This window comes from Lacisediminihabitans sp. FW035 (assembly GCF_054880895.1).
This window is the reverse complement of sequence record NZ_CM142187.1, coordinates 1,298,845-1,323,939: the sequence shown is the minus strand read 5'-3', so window position 1 is coordinate 1,323,939 and position 25,095 is coordinate 1,298,845. Positions and strand designations below refer to the sequence as shown.

General features: G+C 67.4%; 29 protein-coding genes and 1 tRNA gene. 18 read left to right on the top strand and 12 right to left on the bottom strand.

Translation table 11 applies throughout. The annotated features are described in order from the left end of the window. Positions 1-66 precede the first annotated feature (66 nt). The 4 genes from ACVXZ4_RS06410 to ACVXZ4_RS06395 all read left to right on the top strand — a co-directional run bounded on the left by ACVXZ4_RS06410 (position 67) and on the right by ACVXZ4_RS06395 (position 3,517). Entirely contained in the window at positions 67-654 is a 588-nt protein-coding gene (locus ACVXZ4_RS06410; protein WP_461797403.1) for a TetR/AcrR family transcriptional regulator, read from the top strand. A 218-nt stretch (positions 655-872) separates the two neighbouring features. Next, positions 873-1,349 carry a hypothetical protein gene (locus tag ACVXZ4_RS06405; protein ID WP_461797402.1) on the top strand — a complete coding sequence of 159 codons (477 nt, stop codon included), beginning with the start codon at positions 873-875 and terminating at the stop codon, positions 1,347-1,349. A 59-nt stretch (positions 1,350-1,408) separates the two neighbouring features. Next, positions 1,409-3,079 (top strand): FAD-binding dehydrogenase, encoded by a 1,671-nt coding sequence (locus ACVXZ4_RS06400; RefSeq protein ID WP_461797401.1) that lies wholly within the window; start codon positions 1,409-1,411, stop codon positions 3,077-3,079. Positions 3,080-3,097: 18 nt separating this feature from the next. Next, positions 3,098-3,517, top strand: a complete 420-nt coding sequence (locus tag ACVXZ4_RS06395; protein ID WP_461797400.1) for a nitroreductase family deazaflavin-dependent oxidoreductase — start codon at positions 3,098-3,100, stop codon at positions 3,515-3,517. 20 nt (positions 3,518-3,537) lie between these two features. Here ACVXZ4_RS06395 and ACVXZ4_RS06390 read toward each other — a convergent pair whose 3' ends face one another. Next, positions 3,538-4,230: a hypothetical protein gene (locus tag ACVXZ4_RS06390; protein ID WP_461797399.1), complete on the bottom strand. Its 693-nt coding sequence runs from the start codon at positions 4,228-4,230 to the stop codon at positions 3,538-3,540. A 20-nt stretch (positions 4,231-4,250) separates the two neighbouring features. Between ACVXZ4_RS06390 and ACVXZ4_RS06385 the strand changes: the two genes are divergently transcribed. Further along, positions 4,251-5,123 (top strand): acyl-CoA thioesterase, encoded by an 873-nt coding sequence (locus ACVXZ4_RS06385; RefSeq protein ID WP_461797398.1) that lies wholly within the window; start codon positions 4,251-4,253, stop codon positions 5,121-5,123. Positions 5,124-5,157: 34 nt separating this feature from the next. Here ACVXZ4_RS06385 and ACVXZ4_RS06380 read toward each other — a convergent pair whose 3' ends face one another. From ACVXZ4_RS06380 to ACVXZ4_RS06370, 3 genes are read right to left on the bottom strand one after another with little or no spacing between them, the layout of a single operon-like run. After that, positions 5,158-5,676 (bottom strand): hypothetical protein, encoded by a 519-nt coding sequence (locus ACVXZ4_RS06380; protein WP_461797397.1) that lies wholly within the window; start codon positions 5,674-5,676, stop codon positions 5,158-5,160. Between the two features lie 38 nt (positions 5,677-5,714). Beyond that, complete coding sequence (locus ACVXZ4_RS06375; RefSeq protein ID WP_461797396.1) at positions 5,715-6,446, bottom strand: anti-sigma factor family protein; 732 nt, start codon at positions 6,444-6,446, stop codon at positions 5,715-5,717. Beyond that, positions 6,443-6,949, bottom strand: a complete 507-nt coding sequence (locus ACVXZ4_RS06370; protein ID WP_461797395.1) for a sigma-70 family RNA polymerase sigma factor — start codon at positions 6,947-6,949, stop codon at positions 6,443-6,445. Before ACVXZ4_RS06370 ends, ACVXZ4_RS06375 begins: the two co-directional genes overlap by 4 nt. Before the next feature lie 141 nt (positions 6,950-7,090). On the opposite strand from ACVXZ4_RS06370, the gene ACVXZ4_RS06365 reads away from it, so the two are divergent. After that, complete coding sequence (locus ACVXZ4_RS06365) at positions 7,091-7,561, top strand: QcrA and Rieske domain-containing protein (protein WP_461797394.1); 471 nt, start codon at positions 7,091-7,093, stop codon at positions 7,559-7,561. Further along, positions 7,561-8,067 (top strand): hypothetical protein, encoded by a 507-nt coding sequence (locus ACVXZ4_RS06360; protein WP_461797393.1) that lies wholly within the window; start codon positions 7,561-7,563, stop codon positions 8,065-8,067. Before ACVXZ4_RS06365 ends, ACVXZ4_RS06360 begins: the two co-directional genes overlap by 1 nt. Before the next feature lie 20 nt (positions 8,068-8,087). On the opposite strand, the gene ACVXZ4_RS06355 is transcribed toward ACVXZ4_RS06360, so the two are convergent. From ACVXZ4_RS06355 to ACVXZ4_RS06345, 3 genes are all read right to left on the bottom strand, one after another. Beyond that, positions 8,088-8,567 (bottom strand): acyl-CoA thioesterase, encoded by a 480-nt coding sequence (locus ACVXZ4_RS06355; protein ID WP_461797392.1) that lies wholly within the window; start codon positions 8,565-8,567, stop codon positions 8,088-8,090. 5 nt (positions 8,568-8,572) lie between these two features. Beyond that, on the bottom strand, positions 8,573-10,255 hold the full coding sequence (gene ettA / locus ACVXZ4_RS06350; protein ID WP_461797391.1) for an energy-dependent translational throttle protein EttA: 1,683 nt from the start codon (positions 10,253-10,255) through the stop codon (positions 8,573-8,575). A 556-nt stretch (positions 10,256-10,811) separates the two neighbouring features. Next, the gene (locus ACVXZ4_RS06345; protein ID WP_461797390.1) at positions 10,812-11,288 is read right to left on the bottom strand and encodes a DUF6993 domain-containing protein; all 477 of its coding nucleotides are present in this window, start codon (positions 11,286-11,288) and stop codon (positions 10,812-10,814) included. A gap of 153 nt (positions 11,289-11,441) precedes the next feature. Here ACVXZ4_RS06345 and ACVXZ4_RS06340 point away from each other — a divergent pair, with 153 nt between their 5' ends. Further along, positions 11,442-13,049 carry a carboxyl transferase domain-containing protein gene (locus ACVXZ4_RS06340; RefSeq protein WP_461797389.1) on the top strand — a complete coding sequence of 536 codons (1,608 nt, stop codon included), beginning with the start codon at positions 11,442-11,444 and terminating at the stop codon, positions 13,047-13,049. A gap of 5 nt (positions 13,050-13,054) precedes the next feature. Next, positions 13,055-15,079 (top strand): acetyl/propionyl/methylcrotonyl-CoA carboxylase subunit alpha, encoded by a 2,025-nt coding sequence (locus tag ACVXZ4_RS06335; protein WP_461797388.1) that lies wholly within the window; start codon positions 13,055-13,057, stop codon positions 15,077-15,079. On the opposite strand, the gene ACVXZ4_RS06330 is transcribed toward ACVXZ4_RS06335, so the two are convergent. Both ACVXZ4_RS06330 and ACVXZ4_RS06325 read right to left on the bottom strand, forming a co-directional pair. Further along, entirely contained in the window at positions 15,076-15,624 is a 549-nt protein-coding gene (locus tag ACVXZ4_RS06330) for a single-stranded DNA-binding protein (protein ID WP_461797387.1), read from the bottom strand. The genes ACVXZ4_RS06335 and ACVXZ4_RS06330 overlap by 4 nt on opposite strands. 67 nt (positions 15,625-15,691) lie before the next feature. Then, positions 15,692-15,952: a hypothetical protein gene (locus tag ACVXZ4_RS06325; RefSeq protein ID WP_461797386.1), complete on the bottom strand. Its 261-nt coding sequence runs from the start codon at positions 15,950-15,952 to the stop codon at positions 15,692-15,694. A gap of 179 nt (positions 15,953-16,131) precedes the next feature. Between ACVXZ4_RS06325 and ACVXZ4_RS06320 the strand changes: the two genes are divergently transcribed. The 5 genes from ACVXZ4_RS06320 to ACVXZ4_RS06300 all read left to right on the top strand — a co-directional run bounded on the left by ACVXZ4_RS06320 (position 16,132) and on the right by ACVXZ4_RS06300 (position 20,016). Continuing rightward, positions 16,132-16,737, top strand: coding sequence for an alpha/beta fold hydrolase (locus ACVXZ4_RS06320; RefSeq protein ID WP_461797385.1), 606 nt, complete (start codon positions 16,132-16,134; stop codon positions 16,735-16,737). 31 nt (positions 16,738-16,768) lie between these two features. Further along, the gene (locus tag ACVXZ4_RS06315; RefSeq protein WP_461797384.1) at positions 16,769-17,257 is read left to right on the top strand and encodes a histidine kinase; all 489 of its coding nucleotides are present in this window, start codon (positions 16,769-16,771) and stop codon (positions 17,255-17,257) included. A 77-nt stretch (positions 17,258-17,334) separates the two neighbouring features. Further along, a complete protein-coding gene (locus ACVXZ4_RS06310; protein ID WP_461797383.1) occupies positions 17,335-18,180 on the top strand; it encodes a DUF4097 family beta strand repeat-containing protein in 846 nt (281 codons plus the stop codon). Between the two features lie 31 nt (positions 18,181-18,211). Beyond that, complete coding sequence (locus ACVXZ4_RS06305) at positions 18,212-19,171, top strand: ATP-binding cassette domain-containing protein (RefSeq protein WP_461797382.1); 960 nt, start codon at positions 18,212-18,214, stop codon at positions 19,169-19,171. Beyond that, positions 19,168-20,016, top strand: a complete 849-nt coding sequence (locus ACVXZ4_RS06300) for an ABC transporter permease (RefSeq protein ID WP_461797381.1) — start codon at positions 19,168-19,170, stop codon at positions 20,014-20,016. The genes ACVXZ4_RS06305 and ACVXZ4_RS06300 overlap by 4 nt, the downstream gene beginning before the upstream one ends. 53 nt (positions 20,017-20,069) lie before the next feature. Here the strand turns inward: ACVXZ4_RS06300 and ACVXZ4_RS06295 are convergent, their stop codons facing one another. After that, a complete protein-coding gene (locus ACVXZ4_RS06295) occupies positions 20,070-20,306 on the bottom strand; it encodes a methyltransferase (RefSeq protein WP_461797380.1) in 237 nt (78 codons plus the stop codon). Positions 20,307-20,423: 117 nt separating this feature from the next. Here ACVXZ4_RS06295 and ACVXZ4_RS06290 point away from each other — a divergent pair, with 117 nt between their 5' ends. Next, entirely contained in the window at positions 20,424-21,476 is a 1,053-nt protein-coding gene (locus tag ACVXZ4_RS06290; protein WP_461797379.1) for an LLM class F420-dependent oxidoreductase, read from the top strand. A gap of 3 nt (positions 21,477-21,479) precedes the next feature. On the opposite strand, the gene msrA is transcribed toward ACVXZ4_RS06290, so the two are convergent. Beyond that, positions 21,480-22,007 (bottom strand): peptide-methionine (S)-S-oxide reductase MsrA, encoded by a 528-nt coding sequence (gene msrA / locus ACVXZ4_RS06285; RefSeq protein ID WP_461797378.1) that lies wholly within the window; start codon positions 22,005-22,007, stop codon positions 21,480-21,482. Positions 22,008-22,116: 109 nt separating this feature from the next. Here msrA and ACVXZ4_RS06280 point away from each other — a divergent pair, with 109 nt between their 5' ends. From ACVXZ4_RS06280 to ACVXZ4_RS06270, 3 genes are all read left to right on the top strand, one after another. Continuing rightward, positions 22,117-23,124, top strand: coding sequence for an aldo/keto reductase (locus ACVXZ4_RS06280; protein ID WP_461797377.1), 1,008 nt, complete (start codon positions 22,117-22,119; stop codon positions 23,122-23,124). A gap of 97 nt (positions 23,125-23,221) precedes the next feature. Beyond that, positions 23,222-23,467 (top strand): hypothetical protein, encoded by a 246-nt coding sequence (locus tag ACVXZ4_RS06275; protein ID WP_185201030.1) that lies wholly within the window; start codon positions 23,222-23,224, stop codon positions 23,465-23,467. A gap of 107 nt (positions 23,468-23,574) precedes the next feature. Continuing rightward, positions 23,575-24,783 (top strand): hypothetical protein, encoded by a 1,209-nt coding sequence (locus tag ACVXZ4_RS06270; RefSeq protein WP_461797376.1) that lies wholly within the window; start codon positions 23,575-23,577, stop codon positions 24,781-24,783. 74 nt (positions 24,784-24,857) lie between these two features. On the opposite strand, the gene ACVXZ4_RS06265 is transcribed toward ACVXZ4_RS06270, so the two are convergent. Continuing rightward, positions 24,858-24,929 (bottom strand) — tRNA-Arg (locus tag ACVXZ4_RS06265). Between the last annotated feature and the right edge of the window lie 166 nt (positions 24,930-25,095).

The window sequence follows — 25,095 nt, the reverse complement described above, 5'->3', positions numbered from 1 at the left end:
TAGGTTAGTCACGACTAACTGGATTGTCTACAGTAGGGTGTGAATCCAGACGATCGGAGGGCCGGGATGACTATCGCAACCGACCCTCGGGAGACCCCGCGGGCACGCGCAAAGGCCGACCGCCGACGGGCCATTCTCGATGCCGCGTCCCGACTGTTCGCGGGGCGAGGCTTCGACCGGGTCTCGATGGAGGATCTCGGATCCGCGGCCGGTGTCAGCGGCCCTGCCGTCTACCGGCACTTCCCCGGCAAGCAGTCCGTGCTCGCGGCGTTGCTCATCGACGTGAGCCAGGGGCTCTTCGACGGCGGCACCGATGTGATCGACCGGGGCGCGGATGCCGCAGCCACCCTCCATGCCCTCATCACATTCCACGTGGCGTTCGCGCTGGCGAACGCCGATGTCATCCGCGTGCAGGATCGCGATCTCGAGAGCCTCGCCCCCGAAGAACAACATCGAGTGCGTGCACTCCAGCGCAACTACGTCGAGCTCTGGGTCGGAGTGCTCGCCCGACTGGTCCCCCAGGCGGATGCGGCGGGCCTCCGCGTGAGGGCGCACGCCACCTTCGGGCTCATCAACTCCACTCCGCACAGCGGTCGCTCGGCTGCCACCGGGCAGATCCTCGAGGCGATGGCCTGGGCGGCGCTGCGCGCCTGAGGCCGTACGTGCCCCGCGCGCTCGGGCCCCTCGTTCTGCAGGACATGGTCCTGCAGAAGCAGAGTGCGCGGGGAGCGACCCCGCGAGCCGCCAGCCAGCACCTTCCAGACGCCAGCCGCCACCCCCCACCCGCACGAAACCCGAGATGCGCGAATGCCCAGTTGCGACTGTTCCTCGCGTCTCTCTTCTGCGATGCTTGGGCCGAGCGAGGAGCGGCAATGACCCAGACCACTGCATACCCCGTGATGGCACCGGCCGGTGAACCCCAGCCCAGGGGATTCGGCCGCGTGATCGTCACCGGTATCGTCACGGCGATTCTCTACTCCGCGCTCAGCACGGGAAGTACCGGCTTCTGTCCCGGCGGGTATGACGAGAACGGTTTCGTCGATGCGGACGGCGTGCCGACGACAGTTCGCCCCGTGTGCCTCACGGTGAATTTTCATCCGCAAGCCGCTGTGCTGCTGCTCCTGGCGGCGATCGTCATCGTCACCTCGGTCATACTCGGCCGTAACAGCCAGGTCGCCCGGGCCGGACGAGTGACCACCATCGCAGCGCTTGCGATCCTGGTGATCGGACTCGCGGCCACTCTCGCAACCTTTCCCGCGTTCTACAACTCCTCGGTCGTGGACTGGCGCGGGGGGCCTGCACCTCACTTCTGGTTCGACGCAGTGACGAGTATCACGAAGATGCAGTAGAACTGATTCCTGCACGGGGTAGCGTGACATCACCGCCACCGTGACGAAGGAGCCACCGGATGCCCGCCTCGCCCACCCCGCCGACCGACACCGATGTGCTGATCATCGGTGCCGGTCTCGCCGGCCTCGTCGCGGCGGCCGAACTCGTGGATGCCGGTCGGCGCGTCACGATCCTCGAGCAGGAGCCAGAGGCGAGCTTCGGCGGCCAGGCCTGGTGGTCGTTCGGCGGCATCTTCCTGATCGATTCCCCGGAGCAGCGCCGCCTGGGCGTCCACGACTCGCTCGAACTCGCCCGCCAGGACTGGTTCGCCTCGGCAGGGTTCGACCGCGAAGACGACGTGTGGCCGAAGAAGTGGGCCGAGGCCTACCTCGACTTCGCGGCCGGAGAAAAACGATCCTGGCTGCACCAGGCGGGCGTGAGGTTCTTCCCCGTCGTCGGCTGGGCGGAGCGCGGGGGCTACACCGCTCTCGAGCACGGCAATTCCGTGCCGCGATTCCACATCACCTGGGGCACCGGTCCCGGGGTGCTCGCTCCTTTCGTGCGGCGAGTTCGGGCGGGGGTCGACAGCGGTCTCGTCACCCTGAGTTTCCGCCACCGGGTCGACGAGCTCGTGGTCGAATCAGGGCGGGTAGTCGGAGCCCGGGGAGTCGTTCTCGCCCCGGATGCCGCGGAACGCGGGGCGCCCTCCACCCGGGAGGTCACCGGCGATTTCGAGCTGCGCGCCGGCGCGGTGATCGTCACGAGCGGCGGCATCGGCGGCAACCACGACCTGGTGCGCGAGCAGTGGCCGGCGCGGATGGGCGAGCCCCCGAAGCACATGCTCTCCGGGGTGCCCGCCCATGTGGACGGCCGTATGCTCGGCATCAGCGCGCGCGCCGGTGCGCGTCTCATCAACGGCGACCGCATGTGGCACTACGTCGAGGGCATCGAGAACTACGCGCCGGTGTGGGCGAGGCACGGAATCCGCATCCTTCCCGGACCGTCGTCGATCTGGCTGGATGCCACGGGGCGCCGCCTTCCGGTTCCCCTCTTCCCCGGCTTCGACACCCTCGGCACGCTCGAGCACATCGTCGCGACCGGCCACGACCACAGCTGGTTCGTGCTCACCCAGAAGATCATCGAGAAGGAGTTCGCCCTTTCTGGCAGCGAGCAGAACCCCGACTTCACGAACAAGGACTACCGCCTGCTCGCCAAGCGGCTGCAGTCGGGCGCACCGGGGCCGGTCGAGGCGTTCAAGCGGAAGGGGGCCGACTTCGTGGTGGCCGAAACCCTCGACGAACTGCTCGCCGGCATGCAGAAGCTGAGCCCGGACGTCCCGATAGACGCGGCGCGGGTGCGGCTGGAGATCGAGGCCCGGGACCGCGAACTCGCGAACGACTTCTCGAAGGATGCCCAGGTCAACGCCCTTCGGCAGGCGCGCCGGTATCGCGGTGACAAGCTCATCCGGGTGGCGACACCGCATCGCATCCTCGACCCGAAAGCCGGGCCGCTCATTGCGGTGAAGCTGCACATCCTCACCCGGAAGAGCCTCGGCGGCATCGAGACGGACCTGCAGGGCCGTGCCCTCGCTGCAAACGGCGAGCCGATCCCGGGTCTCTACGCGGCCGGCGAGGCGAGCGGATTCGGCGGCGGCGGGATGCACGGCTACCGGTCGCTCGAGGGCACGTTCCTCGGTGGCTGCCTCTTCTCCGGGCGCGTCGCGGGCCGTGCCGTGGCACAGTCGGTCTGACCGGGAGAAGATTACTCCATGACAGATTTCAACGACAGGATCATCGCCGAGTTCCGCACGAACGACGGCGTCGTCGGCGGCCCCTTCGCCGGTGCCCACCTGCTGCTGCTCACAACGACGGGAGCCAAGTCGGGGGAGAACCGCGTGGCCCCGATGATGTATTTCGCCGAAGGCGACACCAGCTATGTGATCGCCTCGAAGGCGGGCGCTCCGACTCACCCGGCCTGGTTCCACAACCTCGTCGCGCACCCCGAGGTTTCGGTCGAGGCCGCAACCGATGCCGGGATCGACACTTACACGGCCACCGCGTCCCAGGTGGAGGGCGAGTTGCGCGACCGGCTGTACACCAAGTTCAGCTCGACCAATCCCGGCTTCGCCGAATACCAGGAGAAGACGGATCGGGTCATCCCGATCGTGGCACTGACCCGCGTGGGCTGAACGGGCTCAGCGCTGCAGACTCAGCGCTGCAGACTCCAGGCGCGCCTCTTGACCAGCACGTGTCCGCGCTCGGAGGTGAGGCGTGTCCAGGGGCCGGTCTCGTAGATCCGAACCGGACCGGGCCCACCGAGGAAGCCGAGGGAGAGTCCCGCGAACGCCGCTCCGGCCGGGACGTATTCGAGGCCGGCGATCGGGTGACCCCACACCTCGGAGCGCACGCGCTGCACGATCTGCTCGCCGGTGCCGGTCGGGATAGCGGCGGCGACCTCATCGATACCCGACTTCGCCACCGATTCCAGCACAGATGCTTCCACGGACTCGAGCGCTTTCCAACCGCCCCGGGGAGGCGAGATCGCGGCCCAGGTCACCGTGTTGACCTGCATCGGCAGGCTCACGGTCACCGGCGCGGTGGGATCGACGATCTCGCCCTGTAGCCGGTTGAGGCGCTCGAGCAGGGACCGCACGGGCACGACCGCGTCGAATGACGCCGAGGCCGTGTCATCCGTACCGGTGAGGGCGAACGTGCGCAGTCCGAGCACGGTCGGACTCTCGTCGAGCAGCCCGGCCGGCACCAGCACGGCGACATAGACCGCGAGCACCCCGGAGCCGGCGATCAGGCGCACGGAACCGTCCTCCACGCGCTGGGCACGACTGAGGAAAACCTGCAGGTCACCGAGGGAGAGGGAGTCGACTAGGGAGAATATCTGGCTCATCTGCTCTCTAAACTACAACCATGACCGACCCCCTCGTCGACCTGCTCTCGGCACTCGACCTCACCGACACTCATGCCCGTACGAGCGAGGACATCTTCATCGGCGAAAGCCAATGGTCGGCCCTCGGACGGGTGTTCGGCGGCCAGGTGCTCGCCCAGTCGCTCGTCGCCGCGCAGCGCACGATCGCCGAAGACCGGATCATCCACTCCCTGCACGGCTATTTCCTGCGACCGGGCGACGTCGAGCTTCCTATCACCTTCTCTGTCGACCGCATCCACGATGGCCGCTCCTTCTCCACCCGGCGCACGCAGGCCTACCAGTCGGGCCTGCCGATCCTGTCGATGATCGCATCGTTCCAGGACTCCGACGACGGGCTCGAGCACCAGGTCGACATGCCCACCGATCTCCCACAACCGGAAGACCTGCCGACCGCCGCCGAGGTGCTCGCGGGCATCGACCATCCGATCGCGCAGCAGTGGGCGGTGGGGCGCCCGTTCGACATGCGCCACGTGCCCTCCCCCGTGTTCCTCGCAGTGGAGGGACCACGAGTCGCGCACCAGGCGGTGTGGCTGAAAGCCACCGGCCGGCTACCGGATGACCCCAACCTGCACCGCGCAGCGCTCGCCTACGCGAGCGACTACTCGATCCTCGAGCCCATCTTCCGCCGTCATGGCGTCGCCTGGTCGACCCCCGGACTCAAGGCCGCGAGCCTCGACCACGCGATGTGGTTCCATCGCTTCGGCCGGGTGGACGAATGGATGCTCTACCTGCAGGAATCGCCGAACGCCACCGGAGGTCGCGGCCTCTCGCTCGGCCGCATCTACAGCCGGGACGGCATTCTGCTCGCAAGCGTGGCCCAGGAGGGCATGGTCCGGGTGCCGCGACGGGAGTAGCGAGCCAGCCGCCCGCGGCTCGGTGACCGATGCGTCAGTCGCCGGCGAGGATGCTCGTGCGCTCCGCGAGGTACGACTCGAGGCTCGCGAGCCCCTGGTCGCCTTCGCCAGCCACCCAGCGCACCATCACGGTGCCGCCGCGGAGAGATAGTGGCCCGGTCTCGGCGCGGAGGCTCTCGGCATCCAGCGCGATCTCGGTGACGTCGAAATTCACGGTGTCGCCAAGAGCGAAGCCGCCTCGTGTCGCTGCGACGCGCAGTTCCCGGCGGTGCAGTGCGTCGGCGTTCATATAGACGGTCTCGTGGGTCAGCGCGATCGCCCTCGTGATCCCCCCGACGGCGAAGAGCCGCCCTTCCCTGTCGAGCAGAAGTACTCCCAGCCGCCACGCACGGCCGACGGGATCCATCACAGCCGGTCGCGGGATGAGCGCGATGCGGCGGGCGGGACGGAGGGTCGCGATAGCCTCGTCGCCGATCCCCATCGTCTCGAGTCGCCCGATCGTCGTCGCAAGCATCGTGTGCAGGTCGGTGGTGATCCCTTCCGCATCGGTCATGGTGCCAGTATGCCCCGCCGAGTGATGGCTCCCCCGATTCACGGCCGCCCGGCGAGCAGCACCTGGCCATCGACACTCGATCGAATGTCGATCGAGCGGATGTCCGCGACAGCGAGACTGGTCGTGCCGGAGGGCTCGACGGTGCTGCCCGGCGAGGCGTTCCAGGTGGCCACCTGCATGGAGCGGCCCGCGGCATCCGTCACGAACATGGCGTAGCCCGCCCCCTCGCCCGCGCGGTAGCCGGGCGGAGTGCTCGAGGTGGCGTCATACCGGCAGTTCATCTCAAGCCGCGTACCCCATCCCTCCGGCACCAGATTCACATCGGCGCTCAGCGGGCCGGGAACCACCTGGGCGAGGGTGAGTGTCGTCGAAACTGGCGCCGCCGGCTTCGGTGATGCCGGCACGGTGGACGAGCCCAGCCCGAGGGGAAGCGCGAGCACGATCACAGCAGCGGCCGCAGCGGCAGCGACAGCGGCAGCGACGATGCTCGCCGCGACGAGCGCTCGTGATCGCCGACGCCGGCGGGCGACCGAGCGCACCAGGCGCGGGAGCAGCGTTACCGGGACGGGTAGGGGCGGACTCTCGGTCAGCGACTCGATCTCGTGAGCCGGCGCTTTCGCCAGCAGGCCGGGCAGGCCGGCGAGTTCGGCTACGGCGGTCGAACAGGCGGCACAGCCGGCCAGGTGCCGTTCGAATTCGCGCCGTTCGGCCGCGGAGAGCGCGCCGAGCACGTAGGAGGCATCCCAGTCGGAGTAGGGATCCGGTGTCATTCGGTGACCCCGCGTTCCTGCAGGGCGAGCCGGAGCGCTCTCAGCGCATAGTGCAGCCGCGACTTGACTGTGCCTTCGGGAATCTCCAGCGCCCGCGCGATTTCGGCGGTCGACTGGCCACGATAGTAGGCGTGCACGACCACGAGCCGATGGTCCGCGGAGAGCGTGGTGAGGGCATCAGAGACCAGCCAGGCGTCGAGCAGGGCGTCGGTGCCGTCGTCGGTGACGCGCTCGGGCAGCTGGTCGGAGGCGATCTCATGGCGAGCGTGCGCGCTGCGCCGGTCGTCGATCACCAGGTTGCGAGCCACCGTGAACAGCCACGATCGGGCGGAGGTCTCGGACTGGTCGAGCACCTGCGGACGCCGCCAGGCGCGCACGAGGGTCTCCTGCACGACGTCCTCGGCGAAGTGCCGGTCACCGGTGAGCCACACCACGTAGCGCCACAAAGCGGGCGCGTGCTCATCGTGGAGCGTGCGCAGCAGCTCCGCCTGCTCGTCGACCATTGCTTCCTCCCTCTCCATGACAACGTAGTGCGAGCCTTCTCGGTTCATTCCCAGTGGAATTGAACCGAATTGTCATCGGCTTCGTGCGTACAGGTGACAGGCTCTTCACGTCGCTCCCACTCGTCCCCGGAGGAACAGCTCATGACTGCACCAACGTCGCTCACCACTTCTTTCACCCGCCGCGCGCTCATCAACGCCGGCGGCGCGACCGTCGTCGGAGCGGGGGCCCTCGCGCTGGCGGCCTGCAGCTCGCCGGCTCCGAGCGGATCGGGCGGATCGGGCGGATCCGGCACCTCGTCGAATGCCCCGAAGATCGCGGCCGGAACCGAGGTCGTGAAGGTGGCCGACATCCCGGTCGGCGGCACTAAGGCCGCGAAGATCGGGGACGCCCCGGTGCTGCTCTCCCAGCCGACAGCGGGCACCGTGATGTGCTTCAGCGCGATCTGCACCCACCAGGGCTGCACCGTGGGGGCGGCCGCCAAGGAGTTCGACTGCCCGTGCCACGGGTCGAAATTCAACGCCGAGACCGGAGCCGTTCTCAACGGCCCGGCCGTCACCGGACTCACCGCGATCAAGGTGACAGTCTCCGGAGACGCCGTCGTGACCGCCTGATGGACTTCGAATTCAACGGGCTACCCCTCCATGTGCTGCTCGTGCACTTCGTCGTCATCGTCGTGCCGCTAGCGGCCCTCTGCACCCTGCTCACGGCGGCCTGGCCGGCCGCCCGGCGCAGACTGGGGGTCGTGACGCCGATCATCGCGCTCGCCGCGCTGATCGCCGTGCCGATCACGACCGAGGCCGGTGAGTGGCTGCAGGCACGGGTAGCCAACACCGAGCTGATCGCTGCCCATGCCGCAATCGGAAAGACACTGTTGCCGTGGGCGGCTGCGACGTTCCTCGTCGCCGCGATCCAGTGGTTCTGGTTCCGCTTCGTCGTGGCCCCGGACGCGAGATTCGCCTCCCGCGTGCCCGGCAGGACCGCGCGACTGGTCATCACGATCGCCCTCGCGGTCGCCGTGGTCGTCCTCGCCGTCGGATCCGTCGTGACAGTCGTGCAGATCGGTGAATCGGGCGCCCGCGCCATCTGGACCGGGTCATTCACCCAGAATCCGAAATAGGGCCACGCGCCGGATCAGACTCAGCGTCGGCTGAAGACCAGCGGATCCTCCACGTAGGGCTTCCATGCCGCACGCTCCTTGGTGCTCAACCGGCGCGGCTTCATCGTCTGCGAGTCGCACAACACAACCCGGGTGGTGGCCCGGGCGTACAGCTCGCTCGGCCCGGTGCCGAGCGGCGAGCGGATCTCGTAGCAGACGTCGATGTCGGCGCCGCCGAGGCGTCCGATCCACACCTCGATGTCGAGTGGGCTTCGGCGGTACTCGATCGTCGCGAGGTATTCGATCTCCGTACGCGCGATGATGCTCAGCGTCGCAGAGCCGAGCCGGGCATCCAGCACCGCGCTCGGTGCGCTCCCGGCACGTTCGGACTCGTCGTCGGGCATCCAGAGGGCCTGGATGCGGGCCTCCTCGAGCAGGCGGAGGATCTCGACGTTGTTCACATGCCCGTAGGCGTCGAGATCGCCCCAGCGCAGCACCGTCGGGATGTGCAGCCGAGCCACGCGGGTCAGTCCCTGGTGAGTTTGCGGTACGCCGAGCGGTTCGGTTTGGCGGCATCCGGTCCGAGGCGTTCGATCTTGTTCTCCTCGTAGGATTCGAAGTTGCCCTCGAACCAGTGCCAGTGGCCCGGGCTCGCGTCGGTGCCCTCGTAGGCCAAAATGTGCGTGGCGATGCGGTCGAGGAACCAGCGATCGTGGGTGATGACCACCGCGCAGCCGGGGAACTCGAGAAGTGCGTTCTCGAGGCTGCCGAGGGTCTCGACATCCAGGTCGTTTGTCGGTTCGTCGAGAAGCAGCAGGTTGCCGCCCTGCTTGAGGGTGAGCGCGAGGTTGAGACGGTTGCGCTCTCCACCGGAGAGCACGCCGGCCTTCTTCTGCTGGTCCGGGCCCTTGAAGCCGAACTGGCTCACGTAACCGCGGCTCGGGATCTCGGTCTTGCCCACCTGAATGTAGTCCTGCCCGTCGGACACGACCTCCCAGAGGGTCTTGGTCGGGTCGATGCCGCCGCGATCCTGGTCGACGTAGGAGATGTCGACGGTCTCGCCGATCTTGAGGTCGCCGCCGTCGAGCGGCTCGAGGCCGGTGATCGTCTTGAACAGAGTGGTCTTACCGACACCGTTCGGGCCGATCACCCCGACGATGCCGTTGCGGGGAAGGGTGAAGCTGAGGCCATCGATGAGGACCCGGCCGTCGAAACCCTTCTCCAGCTTCTTGGCGTCGATCACCTGGGCACCGAGGCGGGGACCGACGGGGATCACGAGCTCCTCGAAGTCGAGCTTGCGCGTCTTCTCCGCCTCGTTCACCATCTCTTCGTAGCGCGCGAGACGCGCCTTCGACTTGACCTGGCGGCCCTTGGCGTTGCTGCGCACCCACTCGAGTTCGCTCGACAGTCGCTTCGCGAGCTTGGCGTCCTTCTTGCCCTGCACCTCGAGGCGGGCGCCCTTCTTCTCGAGATAGGTCGAGTAGTTGCCCTCGTAGGGGTAGAGGTGGCCGCGGTCCACCTCCGCGATCCACTCGGCGACATGGTCGAGGAAGTACCGGTCGTGAGTGACGGCGAGCACAGCGCCGTGGTACTGGGCGAGGTGCTGCTCGAGCCAGAGCACGCTCTCGGCATCGAGGTGGTTGGTGGGTTCGTCGAGCAGCAGGAGATCCGGCTTCTGCAGCAGCAGCTTGGTGAGTGCTACCCGGCGCTTCTCCCCACCGGAGAGGTTCGAGACTGTGGCGTCCCCGGGTGGCGTGCGCAGGGCATCCATCGCCTGCTCGAGCTGGGAGTCCAGGTCCCACGCGTCGGCGGCGTCGATGGCCTCCTGCAGCACACCCATCTCGGCGAGCAGCGAGTCGAAGTCGGCATCCGGGTCCGCCATTGCGGCGGAGACCTCGTTGAAGCGGTCGACCTTCGCCTTGATCGGGCCGACTCCTTCCTGCACGTTCTCGAGCACGGTCTTCGTCTCGTCGAGCTCGGGCTCCTGCATCAGGATGCCGACGGTGTAGCCGGGGCTCAGGCGGGCTTCGCCGTTGCTCGGGGTGTCGAGGCCGGCCATGATCTTGAGGATCGTTGATTTTCCCGCGCCGTTCGGTCCGACGACGCCGATCTTGGCGCCGGGAAAGAACGACATCGTGACGTCGTCGAGGATGAGCTTGTCACCGACCGCTTTGCGGGCGCGGACCATCGAGTAAATGAATTCGGCCATGCGCCAAGTTTAGGTGAGTCCACCGTTGCCGATTTCTCCGGCCGGGGCGGCACCGCACACCCCGTGGGCACCGATCCGTTCGCGGATCAGGATGCGTGGAAGACACGCCGAGGCGGCGGACCTCCGATCACGGGGTGTCGTCGGGATCTCCTGATCCGCGCACGGAAAGCAGGCACCGGGCGAGGGAGAGATCGTGGTCGAGACGCAGGGCGAGGGCGCGATCGTGGTCGAGACGCAGGGCGAGGGCGCGATCGTGGTCGAGACGCAGGTCGAGGGCGAGATCGTGGTCAAGACACGGTAGAAGGGGCAATCAAGCGAGAGGCCGAGCCGTGCCGAGCCGGGCACCGCACGACACCGGATGTCAGGCCCCGCGGCAGCCCGCACGGTCGGGTCCGCGATATCCCTGTTCACGGATCAGGAAATTCGCGCGACACGCCGTGCGCGGGACCCTCGGACCGCGGCGCGCCGCCGGGATCTCCTGATCCGCGCACAGGAAGGGGCGCACCACGAACGCGGAACCTCAGCTCCGACCGAGTGGCGACGCCGAACCCGCGGGCTACCAGTCGATCGGGCGAGTCTTGCCGATGATGCAGAGCCCACTGGTGAGCGCCTTCTCTACCGCGCTGCTGTAACCACCCCCGCCGTGCTGGCCGAGCAGGCACGAGTCGCCGATCTTCACCGAGAAGAGGATGGAGTCGACTCCCCCATTGATCGAGGTTCTGTCGGGCGTCACCTGCATCGCAGCCTTGTCGAAACCCGCGGAGACCAGCGAGTCGATGATCGCCCGCCCGTTCGCGCCACTGTTCGCCGCGAAGAACTTCGTATTGACCGAATCGAACCAGGCCTTGTTCGCCTGCGCGGTGCCGTCGGGCCGGTAACTCGGCGCCGGTGCGGGCGTGGCCGTGCGACTGGGGCTCGCGGATGACGACGTCGAGGTGGCGGATGGTGTGGGAGTTGCGGATGTGCACCCGGCCAGCGCGAACGCCAGCACGAGCACCGGCGCAGCGAAAACCCTGCGGCGCGTGGCTGTCATCCGGTCGACCTCCCGAGTCGTCGTGGGGCCGATCCCCCGTCGCGATTCTAATTCGTCCGCTTCTGCCGTCCTCGACTCCGCAGCGCTCGACTTTTCAGTTAGTCACCACTAACCTGTTTCAATTAGCGATCGCTAACTGAAACGGAATGGTCGATGGAGACTCTGTCCAGCACGGCACGTCCGGCGAGTGCCGAGTTCCAGGCGAATGCGGCGGCCCAGGGCGCGCTGGCGGCGGAGTTGCGTGACCGTCTGGCCGAAACATCCCTCGGCGGATCGGAACGGGCCCGTGAGCGCCATACCGGCCGCGGCAAGCTGCTGCCCCGGGATCGCATCGACTACCTGCTTGACCCCGGAAGCCCGTTTCTCGAGATCGCCCCCCTCGCCGCCTGGGGGCTCTACGACGACGAGGCGCCCTCGGCCGGCGTGGTCGCCGGCATCGGCCTGGTGAGCGGTCGGCAGTGCATGATCGTGTGCAACGACGCCACAGTGAAGGGCGGCACGTACTACCCGCTCACGGTGAAGAAGCACCTGCGCGCGCAGGAGATCGCCTCGGAGAATCTGCTCCCCTGCATCTACCTCGTCGACTCCGGCGGCGCCTTCCTGCCTCGCCAGGACGAGGTGTTCCCCGACCGCGACGACTTCGGCCGCATCTTCTACAACCAGGCGCGGATGTCGTCGCGCGGCATCCCGCAGATCGCCGCCGTGCTCGGCTCGAGCACTGCCGGCGGCGCCTACGTGCCCGCGATGAGCGACGAGACCGTGATCGTGCGCGGCCAGGGCACGATCTTCCTCGGCGGACCCCCGCTGGTGAAAGCGGCCACCGGTGAGGTCGTCACGGCAGAAGATCTCGGCGGTGGCGACACCCATGCCCGCCTCTCCGGGGTTGTCGACCACCTCGCCGACAACGACCAGCACGCCCTCGAGATCGTGCGCGACATCGTGGCGATGCTTCCCCCCGCCTCCCCTCGCCCGTATGACCTGACGCCGGTCACGCCACCGACGGTCGACCCGCAGCAGCTCTACGGGGTCGTTCCGACGAACCTGCAGACTCCCTACGACGCCCGCGAGATCATCGCGCGGATCGTCGACGGCAGCCGGTTCCACGAATTCAAGAGGCACTACGGCGAGACTCTCGTAACCGGATTCGCCCGCATCCACGGGCATCCGGTGGGCATCGTCGCCAATAATGGGGTGCTCTTCAGCGAATCCGCCCAGAAGGGCGCCCACTTCATCGAGCTGTGCGACCAGCGCGCAATCCCCCTGTTGTTCCTGCAGAACATCACCGGTTTCATGGTGGGCCGGGAGTACGAGGCCGGAGGCATCGCCAAGCACGGAGCCAAAATGGTGACGGCGGTCGCGTGCGCCCGGGTGCCGAAACTCACGGTCGTCGTCGGGGGCTCCTTCGGCGCCGGCAACTACTCCATGGCCGGTCGCGCCTACTCGCCGCGATTCCTTTGGATGTGGCCCGCCAGCCGCATCTCGGTGATGGGCGGTCCGCAAGCGGCCTCGGTGCTCGCCACCATCCGCCGTGAGCAGGTGGAGGCCTCCGGCGCGACCTGGACAGACGAGGAGGATGCCGCCTTCCGCGCCCCGATCACCGAGCAGTACGAGCAGCAGGGCAGCCCCTACTACTCCACCGCGCGACTGTGGGACGACGGCATCATCGATCCGGCCGACACGCGCACAATCCTCGGCCTCGCGCTCGAAGTCTGCTCCCACTCTCCCCTCGAAGACGTCTCCTACGGCGTCTTCCGGATGTGAGCACCATGACATCCCTCACTCCGCGACCCGTCATGTTCGACACCGTGCTCGTCGCCAACCGCGGCGAGATCGCGTGCCGCATCATCCGCACCCTGCGTTCGCTCGGCATCCGCCCGGTCGCCGTCTACAGCGACGCGGACGCGGATGCCCGGCATGTCGCCCTCGCGGATGTCGCGGTGCGGATCGGCACAGCCAGCGCCGCCGACAGCTATCTTAACATCCCCCGCATCATCAAGGCCGCGCTCGATACGGGCGCCACCGCCGTGCACCCCGGCTACGGCTTCCTCGCCGAGAACGCCGGGTTCGCCACGGCCTGCGCGGCCGCGGGACTCGTCTTCATCGGACCGGGGGTCGAGGCACTGGCGGTGATGGGTGACAAGATCCGCGCCAAGAAGCAGGTCGGCGATCGCGGCGTGCCCGTCGTGCCCGGGATCGCGGACCCCGGCCTCAGTAACACGGAGTTGGCCGCGGCCGCGCTGTCAGTCGGTTTCCCCCTGCTCATCAAGCCCTCCGCCGGTGGCGGTGGAAAGGGCATGCAGCTGGTCGAGACGGCGGACGCACTCGAGGAGGCCATCCTTTCCGCGCGGCGCGAGGCCCTCTCCTCGTTTGGCGACGACACAGTCTTCATCGAGCGGTTCGTGTCCCGTCCGCGCCACATCGAGGTGCAGGTTCTTGCCGACAACGACGGCACAACAGTGCACCTCGGCGAGCGCGAATGCTCGCTGCAACGTCGCCACCAGAAGGTGATCGAAGAGGCACCGTCGCCCATGCTCGACGACGCAACGCGCGCTCGGATCGGGGAAGCCGCCTGTGAGACGGCCCGCAGTGTGGGGTATCGCGGCGCCGGCACCGTGGAGTTCATCGTCTCGGCCGACGCCCCCGACGAGTTCTTCTTCATGGAGATGAACACACGACTGCAGGTCGAGCACCCCGTGACGGAACTCGTCACCGGCATCGACCTGGTGGAGTGGCAGTTGCGCATCGCCGCCGGCGAGCTCCTCGACTTCGACCAGGCGCAAGTGCGAGTCATCGGCCATGCCATCGAGGCACGGGTCTATGCGGAGGATCCCCAGAACGGCTTCCTGCCGACCGGCGGCCGGCTGCTCGGGCTGCACGAGCCGTCGGGAGACGGCATCCGTGTCGACAGCTCTCTCGTCGAGGGTCTCGAAGTGTCGGCCGACTACGACCCGATGCTTGCCAAGGTGATCGCGCACGGTCCCGATCGCGCGGCTGCCCTGACCCGCCTGCGCGCCGCGCTCCGGCAGACAGCGGTGGTCGGCGTCACGACCAACATCGAGTTCCTCGGTCTTCTTCTGGAGGACGCGGATGTCGCGGCCGGTCGCCTCGACACCGAGCTCATCGCGCGTCGTCTCGACTCCCTCGCCTTCGCGCGGCCGGATGAGGAGTTGCTCGCGCGCGCAGCCCTGATCCTGTTCGCCTCGGCGTGGAACACGTCTCCGGAGTCGCGGTGGCAGGTGCGGGACGGCTGGAGGATGGGCGCACGAGCGGCCAGCGCGTTCCGTCTCTCCGCGGGAGCCGCGCCGACGGAGTCGGTTGTGCGCGTCACCGGCACTCCCGCTGGCGCGGTGGTGACGGTGGATGGTGGACCCGGGCTCTCGGCGACGGTGACGCTCGGAGTGTCATCGGCCGCACTCGCGCGCACGACGATCGGTGAACTCTCGGTCGATTCGCACTGGGCGCTCTCCCTCGACACGCTGCACCTCGTCGAGGGTGGACGATCCTGGGCGATCCGCGTCGCCACCGGCGCCGCGCGCACGCTCGCGCGGAGCGTTTCGGTGCCCGAGTTGCGGTCCCCGATGCCCGGCGCCGTCGTCGCGATCCACGTGAACGACGGCGACGCGGTCGAAGAGGGGGCCGCAATCATCGTGGTGGAAGCCATGAAGATGGAGCACGTTCTTCGGGCGACCTCCGCGGGCCGAGTCGACCTGCAGGTGACGGTGGGATCGCAGGTCAGCCGCGACCAGCTGCTTGCGACGGTGGTCCCACCGCCCGAGGCCGACTCTCCCTAGAACGGCGTCTCCGAGCCCTGGATCGCCGCTCCGACGAGCTCGACTCCGTCGCCGGCATCCGTCGCCTCCAGGGCTCCCGGCGTGGCGGTGGGCCAACCGTTGTCGAGCGAGGTCGCACCGGAGGGAACGGAAGGGTCGAGCGCAGCGGCATCCGCCCCCGCCCGTGTGGATACGTCGATTGCGACGCCCGACATGCTGCGGGTGAACGACGCAGTGCCCCAGCTGAGGTCATGGCCGATGGAGTCCGCATCGATCTCGATCGAGGTGCCGACCTTCTCGCCGGCCGTCCAGTCGCGGATACGCAGGCGACCGGTGACGATCACCCGCTCGCCCTTCTTGATCGAGCTGTTCGTGTTCATGGCGAGCTGCCGGAACGAGGTGACAGTGTACCAGTTGGTTCCGTTGTCGACCCACAGGTTGCGGGAGCGGTCGAAGCGACGCTGGGTGGAGGCCAGCCGGAAGCTGGTGATGGGAAGCCCCTCGCCGGTGACGAGGTGATTCGGGACGGTGGCGACGAAGCCGGTGAGTGTGATGGTGTCGGTCATGCGGCCAGTGTGATCCGCATCCGCGCCTGCGACGACCGACTCTGCCGCGACCGGGGACAATCACCCCTCACACGTAGGTGTGGAGGAGCTGCCATTCGCCGCGCGACGCGTCGTAGAGCACGTCGAACATGCGGGTGTCCCCGCTGTCGGCGGTGCCTTGGAAACGCCAACCGAGCGGCATCGCCCCCGGATGCGTGATCGCGGCATAGTCGACGTCGAGCGGGGTCGGCGTGTCGGTCACGCTGTAGCGATTGCCCGCCCACACGAACTGCTCCGGGATGCCCTGGGCACCGGTCCACACCGTGACGGTCGCTCCGACAAGGGTCATCTTTCCCACCTCCTCTATTCGAACGTTTGTTCGATAGTCGACTGTAGGCGGCGCGGGCGCGACACGCCAAACGTTCCGCCGGGCGGATCGCAGCGCTACGTCGGGCGACGGCCGGGGCCCTCGCCGAGCGGCCCGCCACGCGGATTGACGCCCCGGGCAACCGGGCCAAGACTGGGGGCATGCTCGCCGCCGGAAAGTCGATCTCCGCCAAAGAGACCCACCAGATCCTCTTCATCCAGGGCGGCGGCAGCGATACTCACGACAACTGGGACAACGCACTCGTCGAGAGCCTGACGCGGGAACTCGGAGACGGCTTCGAGGTGCGGTACCCCCGCATGCCCGACGAAGGCGACCCGAGCTACTCCCGCTGGAGCGCCGCGATTCGACCGGAGCTGGCGAACATCCACGCCGTCGCGGTCGTCGTCGGACATTCGGTGGGTGGCACGATTCTCCTCAACCTGCTCGCCGAACGAGAAGCAGAATTCAGGCTCGGCGCGATCGTGCTGATCTCCGCCCCGTTCGTCGGCGAGGGTGGCTGGCCGTCCGATGGCTTCGTACCGGCGAGCGATCTCGGTGCGCGACTGCCGAAAGATGCTCGCGTGTTCGTGTTCCACGGCTTGGCGGACGAGACCGTTCCTCCCGCGCACGCGGAGCTCTACGCCCGGGCGATACCCCAGGCGGTGGTTCGGATGCTGCCAGGCCGCGACCATCAGCTGAATAACGACCTGCGCGAAGTGGCCACGGTAATCGCCGCTCTCTCCACGGATGACACCACGACCGCTTGACATGACACCACTGTGGTGTCACTATGGTGCAATGGAACTCGGACAGTACGTCACCGACCTGCAGCGACAGCTGGCGGATGCCGCCGCGAACGGCGCAGAAGACACCCGCGCGGTCGCGGAACGGCTTGCCGCCGGACTGGACGCCGCCGCCCGGCTCGTGTTGCTCGACGCCCTCTCGGCCGCCGTCGGCGAGATCACCCGTGACCTCGCTCCCGGCTCGGTCGACCTGCGACTGCGCGGACGTGAGGTCGAGTTCGTCGTGATCCAGCCGAGCACAGAACCCGACGACGACGACCGGCCGGTGGCATCCGTCGACCTGGACGACGCGAGCACCTCTCGCACCACTCTGCGGCTCCCGGATGCCCTCAAGACCCGCGTGGACGAGGCGGCGGCCGCTGATGGCCTGTCTGTCAACACCTGGCTGGTGCGTGCCGTCGCGGCCGCACTGCAACCCAAACAACGTCGGTCGGCGCAGCGCACGCTGCGCACCGGCGATAACTTCGCCGGCTGGGCGCACTAAGCCGTCCCGCCACCACCTCCCACAGCCCCGCACCCCGCGGGGCCTCGCAGCCACGCCCACCGAAAGGGAACTTCAGCATGCCTACTTTCAGCACTCCCACCCCCATCGACGTCGCGATCAACCTGCCGGTCGGGGCCATCGACGTGGTCGCCGGCGACCGGGAGGACACCCTCGTCACCGTGTCGCCCACCAACCCGGATAAGGCCGTCGACCGCCGGGGCGCAGAGGAGACGAAGGTCGACTTCGACGGCGAGAGGATCACCATCAAGGGTCCGCGACCCCGAATCAACTTCGTCGGTCCCAGCGAGTCCGTCGACGTGAGAGTCGAACTCCCCACCGGATCGCGGCTCACCGCCGAACTCGCAGTCGGGTTCGTGCGCACCGTCGGGCGCCTCGGCGCGACCCGCATCAAGGCGTCAACCGGTGGGGTCGAAGTCGACTCCACCGGCGACCTGTGGCTGCGCGCCGGGCACGGCACAGCGTCTGTCGGCACGGCAGACGGTGGGATCGAGATCACCGCGGACCACGGCCAGATCAGGGTCGGCACGGTCACCGGGGACGCGATCCTCAAGGCGTCCCACGGCAACATCACGATCGGGGAGGTCGGCGGCGAGCTCGAAGCGAAGCTGTCGTACGGCGACCTCGAGGTCACGAAGGCGCTCTCCTCGGTGACCGCCAAAACCGCCTACGGCAGCATCCAGCTTCACGAGGTGTCGAGCGGTTCCATCCAGGTGGAGAGCGGATACGGCCTGGTCGCCATCGGGGTGCGGGCTGGCGTGTCCGCCTGGCTCGACCTGTCGTCGAAGGAGGGTCGCGTGCGCAACCAGCTCGACGGCGACCGCGCGCCGGAGGCATCCGACCGGTCCGTGGCGGTGCGTGCACGCACGCAATTCGGCGACATCAGCATCCAACGCGCCCACTGAATCAGACACGACGAGAGAAAAGACAGAACTCATGACAACTCCAGCGATCGAGGTCCGCGGACTGCGGAAGGCCTATGGCTCGAAGGTGGTGCTGGACGGCATCGACCTCGCCGTGAGCCCGGGCACGGTCACCGCGCTGCTCGGCCCGAACGGCGCCGGCAAGACGACGGCGGTACACATCCTCTCAACGCTTGTGCGGCCCGACGGTGGAACGGCGTTCGTGAACGGATGCGACGTCGTGCGCGACATGCACGGAGTGCGCGCCGCGATCGGTCTCACCGGACAGTTCTCCGCTGTCGATAAATTGCTCACCGGCGAGGAGAACCTGCTCCTGATGGCCCGGCTCCGCCACCTCGGCGCCAGGCGGTCGAAGACCCGAGTGACGGAGCTGCTCGAGCAGTTCGACCTCGTGGAGGCCGCCCGGAAGCCACTCGCCACCTATTCCGGCGGGATGCAGCGGCGCCTCGACCTGGCGATGACCCTCGTCGCAACCCCGAAGGTCATCTTCCTCGACGAGCCGACCACCGGCCTCGATCCGCGCAGTCGCCACACCATGTGGGACATCGTGCGGCGCCTCGTCGCCGACGGCACGACGGTGCTGCTCACCACCCAATACCTCGATGAGGCAGACGAGCTCGCAGACCATATCGCGGTGCTCGACGACGGCCGGATCGTCGCGCACGGCACTCCCGAAGAGCTCAAAGGCCTCGTGCCGGGTGGCCACATCCGATTGAAGTTCGCGGATGCCGCGGCGCTCGAGTCCGCGTCCCGTCTGCTCGACGACTCCACCAGCGACGATTCCGCGCTCGCCCTCAGTGTGCCGAGCGTGGGGGTCGGCGCGCTTCGAGGCGTGCTCGACCGTCTCGATGCCGCGGACCTCGAGGTCGACGACCTCAGCATCCACACTCCCGACCTCGATGACGTGTTCTTCGCCCTCACCGGCAAGAAGGACACGTCCGTTCGGGCCACCAAGGAAGGAATGAAATCATGACAACAGTGACCCCCCGGATGCCGGCCGCGGTCCGCCCGCCCGAGGGCACTCGTCGGCAATCGCACGTCGTCGCCGACTCGGTGACGATGCTGCGCCGCAATCTCCTGCACATCGTGCGTTATCCGGGGCTCTCGGTGTTCACCATCCTCGGGCCGGTGGTGATCCTGCTGCTGACCGTGTTCGTGTTCGGCGGAACCCTCGGGGCAGGCCTGCCCGGCGTGGACCCGGCCGGCGGGCGAGACGCGTATCTCGCGTACGTCATACCGGGCATCCTGCTCATCACCATCGCCGGCACGGTCAGTGGTGTCTCGATCACGGTGGCAATGGACATGACAGAGGGCATCACCGCACGATTTCGTACCATGGCGATCTCGCGGCCCGCAGTGCTCTCCGGGCACGTGCTCGGCAATACCATCCAGGCGATCATCGCCGTGGCACTCGTGCTGGGCGTCGGCCTGGCCATCGGCTTCCGGCCCACAGCGGGACCGGTCGAATGGATCGGCGCTGCCGGCCTGATCGCCCTCATCTCGTTTGCGCTGAGCTGGGTAGGAGTCGCGATGGGAATGCAGTCGAAGACTGTCGAGACAGCCAGCAACCTGCCCCTCATCCTGACCGTGCTCCCCCTGCTCGGCAGCGGCTTCGTGCCGACTGGCTCGATGCCGGAGTGGCTGCAGTGGTTCGCCAGGTACCAGCCGTTCACGCCGGTCATCGAGACGGTGCGCGGGCTGCTGCTCGGAACGCCTCTCGGCTGGAACCCGGTGCTGGCGATCGGATGGAGCATCGTTATCGCGATCGGCGGCTACGCCTGGTCGATGGCGATCTACGAGCGCAAGTCGGTGCGCTGAGCGAGGATCGCTTCCCCGGCGCCGTGACGACGCCGGGGAAGCGATCCGTCAGTTCAGTGCTCGCGGAATTCGGGCCATTCCGAGCCGGGAAGCAGGGCGGCGTAGAGAGCGCTCTGAGCGACATCCAGGGTGGGGTAGATGCCGCGGTAGCCGTCATCCGTCAGAAGTTTGAAGGTGAAGCCCCCTTCGACGCTGTGGACGGACCCCAGCGCTCCGGCCGGCCCCATCGCCACCCAGCGGTGCCCGGTCAAGACATGTGAATCAGAGATCGACTGCATTGTGTTGCTCATCATTGAGCTCCTTTTGTTGACGCGCGCCGAACCATTCCGGCAGTAATAGCCTAAGTCCGTGGGAAGTGATCGTCACGAGGCGACGCTGTCAATTTGATGAACTCCGGGAGACCACCGATGCCCTCCAGAACCCGTCTCGGCGTCGCCTTCGGCTATGGCGGCGACTTCACCACCAGTGCCGCTGAGATCCCGGAATTCGAGCGGGTCGGGGTCGACCTCGTCACGGTCGCCGAAGCGTATTCCTTCGACGCGGTGAGTCAACTCGGGTATCTCGCCGCCATCACCTCGACCATGACTCTCACATCGGGCATCCTCCCGATCTTCTCCCGTACGCCGGCTCTGCTCGCAATGACGGCGGCCGGCCTGGATTCGGTGTCACGCGGCCGGTTCGAACTCGGCATCGGGTCGTCCGGGGCGCAGGTGATCGAGGGATTCCACGGGGTGCCGTTCACCGCACCGCTCGGGCGCATCCGCGAGAACGTGGAGATCTGCCGAGCGATCTGGCGGCGCGAACGCCTGGACTTCCAAGGATCCCACTACACGATCCCGCTGCCAGCCGACCAGGGCCGGGGGCTCGGCAAGCCCCTCAAGATAATCAACCATCCGGTGCGGGAGGCGATCCCGATCTCGATCGCCGCCCTCACGCCGAAAGCAGTGACACAGGCCGCCGAGATCGCGAATGGCTGGTTGCCCATCTTCTATCTGCCTGAGAAGGCGGATGCCGCGTGGGGCGCCTCCCTCGCCGAGGGCAGAGCTCAGCGCTCCCCCGATCTCGGACCCCTCGACATCACCGCCCAGATGCCCTTCTTCCTCGGGGATCACACCGACCAGACCGTCGATACGTACCGCCAGAATGTGGCGCTGTACGTGGGTGGAATGGGCGCGCGCGGGGCGAATTTCTACAACGATCTCGCCGTGGGATACGGCTTCGCCGACGAAGCCGCGACCGTCCAGGAGCTCTACCTCACGGGTCGCAAAGACGAGGCCGCCGCCGCCCTCCCGGACGAACTCGTCTACGGCACCGCCCTCATCGGCACCGAAGCCGAGGTTCGCGCCCGTGTTCAGGCCCTCCTCGACTCCGGCATCACCACGATCTCGGTGAACCCGCTTGCGCGCTCCGGCGCGGAGCGCATCGAACAACTCGAGGCCCTCCGCGCCATCCTGAGCTAGCGATCAGGAGGCGAGAACGTACTCCGCGAAGGACTTGCGGATCTTGTTCACCTTGGGCAGTGCCACGGCCATGCAGTAGCCCTGGCCCGGGTTCTTCGCGAAGAAGTCCTGGTGGTAGCCCTCCGCTTCATACCAGGTGCCGAGCGGCGAGATCTCGGTGACGATTCCGCCATCCCAGTACTCGGATGCCCGGTCGCGTGCGGTCTCGAACTGGGCCTTCTGGGCGTCGTCCACATAGAACATCGCGGACCGGTATTGAGTGCCGACATCGTTGCCCTGCCGGTTGAGCTGGCGGGGGTCGTGCAGTGAGAAGAAGACATCGAGGATGACATCAGCGGGGATGATCTCGGGGTCGAAGGTGACCGCGACAGCTTCGGCGTGGCCGGTCATCCCGGTGCAGACGGCGTCGTAGTCGGGGTTCTTGGTGACGCCCCCGGTGTAGCCAGAGACGACGTCACTCACACCACGGAGGGTGCGATAGACGGCGTCGAGACACCAGAAACAGCCACCGGCGAGAACGAATGTTTGCATGCGAAGAGCCTACTTTCCGTGGGTGGGGGTGACAGCTGCGCTGCCTCTCTAGTCAACATCCGCACCCGTCCGGCAATTCCGTGTTCACAGCCGCCTCTAGGCTTGGATCATGACTTACGTTGCCAACGCAGACCGCTACCAGTCCATCGATTACCACCGTGTCGGGCGAAGCGGCCTGAAGCTCCCCGCCGTCTCCCTCGGACTGTGGAACAACTTCGGCTTCGACCGCCCGATCGAGACCCAGCGCGCGATCCTGCGCCGTGCTTTCGACCTCGGCGTCACCCACTTCGACCTCGCGAACAACTACGGCCCGCCGGCGGGAAGCGCCGAGACCAATTTCGGGCGCATCTTCGCGGACGACTTCCGCCCGCACCGCGACGAGCTCATCATCTCCACTAAGGCCGGCTACGACATGTGGGACGGGCCCTACGGGGAGTGGGGATCGCGCAAGTACATGCTCTCGTCGCTCGACGCGAGCCTCGGCCGCATGGGCCTCGACTATGTCGACATCTTCTACTCGCACCGCCCCGACCCGGAGACGCCGATCGAGGAGACCATGGGCGCGCTCGCGACCGCGGTCACCTCCGGCCGCGCCCTCTACGCGGGCATCTCGAACTACAACACCGAGCAGACGGTGGCCGCGTACAACGCGCTCGCCGAGCACAAGATCCCGCTGCTCATCCACCAGCCGCGTTTCAACATGTTCGACCGTCACATCGAGACGGAGGGACTGCTGCCGGTGCTGGATGACCTCGGCATGGGCAGCATCGTCTTCTCCCCCCTCGCCCAGGGCATGCTCACCGACCGGTACCTGAAGGGGATCCCCGCCGACTCCCGTGCCGCAGAAGGCCGGTGGATCAACTCCGACAACATCAGCGAGGTGTACCTCGAGCGCGCCAACGCGCTCAACGAGATCGCGAAGGGCCGCGGCCAGAGTCTCGCGCAGCTCGCGCTGACCTGGGTGCTGCGTCATCCGCAGGTCACCTCCGCGCTGATCGGAGCCTCCAGCGTCGGTCAGCTGGAGAACAACATCGCGGCCCTCGAGAGCGCCCCTCTCACGGACGAGGAGATCGCCGCGATCGAACCCTTCGCGGTGCACGGCACGAACGACCGGTAGCGGCGCGGATGTCGGTGGCCCGACCTACGGTGAGAACCACACAGACAACCGGGCCGGCTGACCCTCGAGGGCATCCTCGAGACGTGAAGGATCGCGCATGACCACTCTCGCATTCACCGGCTCCCAGGCCGTCACCCGCCCCGGGCTCCACCTCGTGCAGCTGCACGACGAACTCTGGCGGGTGACGCGCCCCTCGGGCGACGTGCTCGGCTACGTCGAGCAGTTCCGCGTGCGCGCGGGTCTCCGCTTCCGCGCCAAGCGGTTCATCGCCCGTCAGCGCCGCTTCGTCGAGATGGGCGAATTCTGGAGCATGGATGACGCGGTGGACTGTTTCGGCTTCTGATTCCCCTTCGCACCCGGTATACCGGCGGATGAACCGGGCAGAAACCAGTTGGAGACTCGCCACGGGCGATTGCTGAATGTCGCCTGTGGCCGGGTTAAAGTTCGTCCATGCAATGGTGGAACGACTTTCTGGACTGGCTCAACTCCGATACCGGTGGGCGCATCATCTCGACGGTGGTCATCCCCTTCGTCGCGATCGTCGTCGCGGGGATCGTCGCCGCGCTGATCGGCCGCGCATCCGCCCGCAAGGTGATCGAGTTGAGCGAGCGCGAGGTGCGGGCATCCGCTGTCACTGCGCTCATCAGCGCGGCCCGAAAGGCCGCGGTCTGGAACACCCTGCCGGCTCCCGAGCAGCAGCACATCGACCATCTCATCGGGGATGCGGAGATCCGCCTTCGCCTCCTGCCGATCGCGGGAACCGCACTCGCAGCCGACTGGTCACGGCATGAGATCGCCGGCATGAAGCGCAATGCGATTTCCTTCAGTTTCCAGGCCGAGCAGTCTCTGCTCGTGTTCCGCGATCGCCTGATCGAGTGGCAGGGGCGTCCGAGCCGGGCCAAGAAACTCTTCAAGAACGACCTCGACTCCTGGGCCTACGACTCGTCGGCCAGTGAACAGGAACTCGTGCACCAGCAACAGAAGTGGGCTGCGCAGCAGGTGACTGAAACCGGTCCGATCAACACCGTCACCTCCACTCCCTTCACTCGCCCGCCGTCCCCCGCCCCAATCACAGCCCCGCTGGTCGAGTCCACCACTACTTCGAAGGCCCCGACCAGCGCAGCCGCGACCGGTATGGCTGCGGGAAGCCTCGCCGCGGGACTCGCTGCCGCGGCCGCCCCCGACGCCGAGACCGTCGCGACAGAGGTGGCGCCGCCGCAGACCGCCGTTCCGGATGCCGTCGCGCCCGTGGAACCGGTCTTCAGCTCACCGGAGACCAGCACGCCCGATGCTGACGGGCCTCACCCTCTGGTGGAACCTGCCGACACTTCCTCCCACGATGTCTCGGAGGCATCCATCTTCGGTGGCACCCCTTCCCAGGAAGCAGCGGAGCCGAACCTCGACGCACCTGTGCACGCCGAGTCAGGGCACGCCGAACCTAACGGCACCCAGCGGGCTTCGACCGAGACCGAGACCGAGACCGTGGACGCAGAGCTCGCTGAACCCCACGGCGATCACGAGACGCCTTCCGATGACTCAGGGCACGGCGAGCAGCACAGCCACGATGATCACGAGCACCACGACGGCGATCATGACCAGGAGCACGAGCACCACGAGCACCAACACGACGAACACCGGCACGACGAATGGCGCGGCTGAGTCCCTAATCCGGAACGCCCTGCAGCCCCGCGCACTCACCTGAACGGCGCGGAAGGAACAGGGCTGACGATGAGTCCCCCCGGAGGGATTCGAACCCCCGGCCAAGTGGGTAGAAACCACACGCTCTTCCGCTGAGCTACGGGGGGAGGACGGTCCCCAGATTACTACGCGCCCGCGAACGCCACCCGTACTGCAGCACCGCGCACCAATTCTCGCCTGACCCTTGCCCGACGGGTCTGAGGCTGCGTCCGCGGTGCTGCAGTCCTCCTGCGCACGATTCTGCCGCGCTCGCGAGCGACACGCCAGAGGCAT

Bases quoted from the DNA above. Each gene is read 5' to 3' on its own strand.
- ACVXZ4_RS06410 (WP_461797403.1), top strand. From the start codon at position 67: ATGACTATCGCAACCGACCCTCGGGAGACCCCGCGGGCACGCGCAAAG.
- ACVXZ4_RS06340 (WP_461797389.1), top strand. From the start codon at position 11,442: ATGGAGACTCTGTCCAGCACGGCACGTCCGGCGAGTGCCGAGTTCCAG.
- ACVXZ4_RS06390 (WP_461797399.1), bottom strand. From the start codon at position 4,230: ATGAGCCAGATATTCTCCCTAGTCGACTCCCTCTCCCTCGGTGACCTG.
- ACVXZ4_RS06400 (WP_461797401.1), top strand. From the start codon at position 1,409: ATGCCCGCCTCGCCCACCCCGCCGACCGACACCGATGTGCTGATCATC.
- ACVXZ4_RS06295 (WP_461797380.1), bottom strand. From the start codon at position 20,306: ATGAGCAACACAATGCAGTCGATCTCTGATTCACATGTCTTGACCGGG.
- ACVXZ4_RS06345 (WP_461797390.1), bottom strand. From the start codon at position 11,288: ATGACAGCCACGCGCCGCAGGGTTTTCGCTGCGCCGGTGCTCGTGCTG.
- ACVXZ4_RS06330 (WP_461797387.1), bottom strand. From the start codon at position 15,624: ATGACCGACACCATCACACTCACCGGCTTCGTCGCCACCGTCCCGAAT.
- msrA (WP_461797378.1), bottom strand. From the start codon at position 22,007: ATGCAAACATTCGTTCTCGCCGGTGGCTGTTTCTGGTGTCTCGACGCC.
- ACVXZ4_RS06275 (WP_185201030.1), top strand. From the start codon at position 23,222: ATGACCACTCTCGCATTCACCGGCTCCCAGGCCGTCACCCGCCCCGGG.
- ACVXZ4_RS06385 (WP_461797398.1), top strand. From the start codon at position 4,251: ATGACCGACCCCCTCGTCGACCTGCTCTCGGCACTCGACCTCACCGAC.
- ACVXZ4_RS06270 (WP_461797376.1), top strand. From the start codon at position 23,575: ATGCAATGGTGGAACGACTTTCTGGACTGGCTCAACTCCGATACCGGT.
- ACVXZ4_RS06405 (WP_461797402.1), top strand. From the start codon at position 873: ATGACCCAGACCACTGCATACCCCGTGATGGCACCGGCCGGTGAACCC.
- ACVXZ4_RS06335 (WP_461797388.1), top strand. From the start codon at position 13,055: ATGACATCCCTCACTCCGCGACCCGTCATGTTCGACACCGTGCTCGTC.
- ACVXZ4_RS06300 (WP_461797381.1), top strand. From the start codon at position 19,168: ATGACAACAGTGACCCCCCGGATGCCGGCCGCGGTCCGCCCGCCCGAG.
- ACVXZ4_RS06365 (WP_461797394.1), top strand. From the start codon at position 7,091: ATGACTGCACCAACGTCGCTCACCACTTCTTTCACCCGCCGCGCGCTC.
- ACVXZ4_RS06375 (WP_461797396.1), bottom strand. From the start codon at position 6,446: ATGACACCGGATCCCTACTCCGACTGGGATGCCTCCTACGTGCTCGGC.
- ACVXZ4_RS06380 (WP_461797397.1), bottom strand. From the start codon at position 5,676: ATGACCGATGCGGAAGGGATCACCACCGACCTGCACACGATGCTTGCG.
- ACVXZ4_RS06360 (WP_461797393.1), top strand. From the start codon at position 7,561: ATGGACTTCGAATTCAACGGGCTACCCCTCCATGTGCTGCTCGTGCAC.
- ACVXZ4_RS06290 (WP_461797379.1), top strand. From the start codon at position 20,424: ATGCCCTCCAGAACCCGTCTCGGCGTCGCCTTCGGCTATGGCGGCGAC.
- ACVXZ4_RS06370 (WP_461797395.1), bottom strand. From the start codon at position 6,949: ATGGTCGACGAGCAGGCGGAGCTGCTGCGCACGCTCCACGATGAGCAC.
- ACVXZ4_RS06315 (WP_461797384.1), top strand. From the start codon at position 16,769: ATGGAACTCGGACAGTACGTCACCGACCTGCAGCGACAGCTGGCGGAT.
- ACVXZ4_RS06325 (WP_461797386.1), bottom strand. From the start codon at position 15,952: ATGACCCTTGTCGGAGCGACCGTCACGGTGTGGACCGGTGCCCAGGGC.
- ettA (WP_461797391.1), bottom strand. From the start codon at position 10,255: ATGGCCGAATTCATTTACTCGATGGTCCGCGCCCGCAAAGCGGTCGGT.
- ACVXZ4_RS06310 (WP_461797383.1), top strand. From the start codon at position 17,335: ATGCCTACTTTCAGCACTCCCACCCCCATCGACGTCGCGATCAACCTG.
- ACVXZ4_RS06305 (WP_461797382.1), top strand. From the start codon at position 18,212: ATGACAACTCCAGCGATCGAGGTCCGCGGACTGCGGAAGGCCTATGGC.
- ACVXZ4_RS06320 (WP_461797385.1), top strand. From the start codon at position 16,132: ATGCTCGCCGCCGGAAAGTCGATCTCCGCCAAAGAGACCCACCAGATC.
- ACVXZ4_RS06280 (WP_461797377.1), top strand. From the start codon at position 22,117: ATGACTTACGTTGCCAACGCAGACCGCTACCAGTCCATCGATTACCAC.
- ACVXZ4_RS06395 (WP_461797400.1), top strand. From the start codon at position 3,098: ATGACAGATTTCAACGACAGGATCATCGCCGAGTTCCGCACGAACGAC.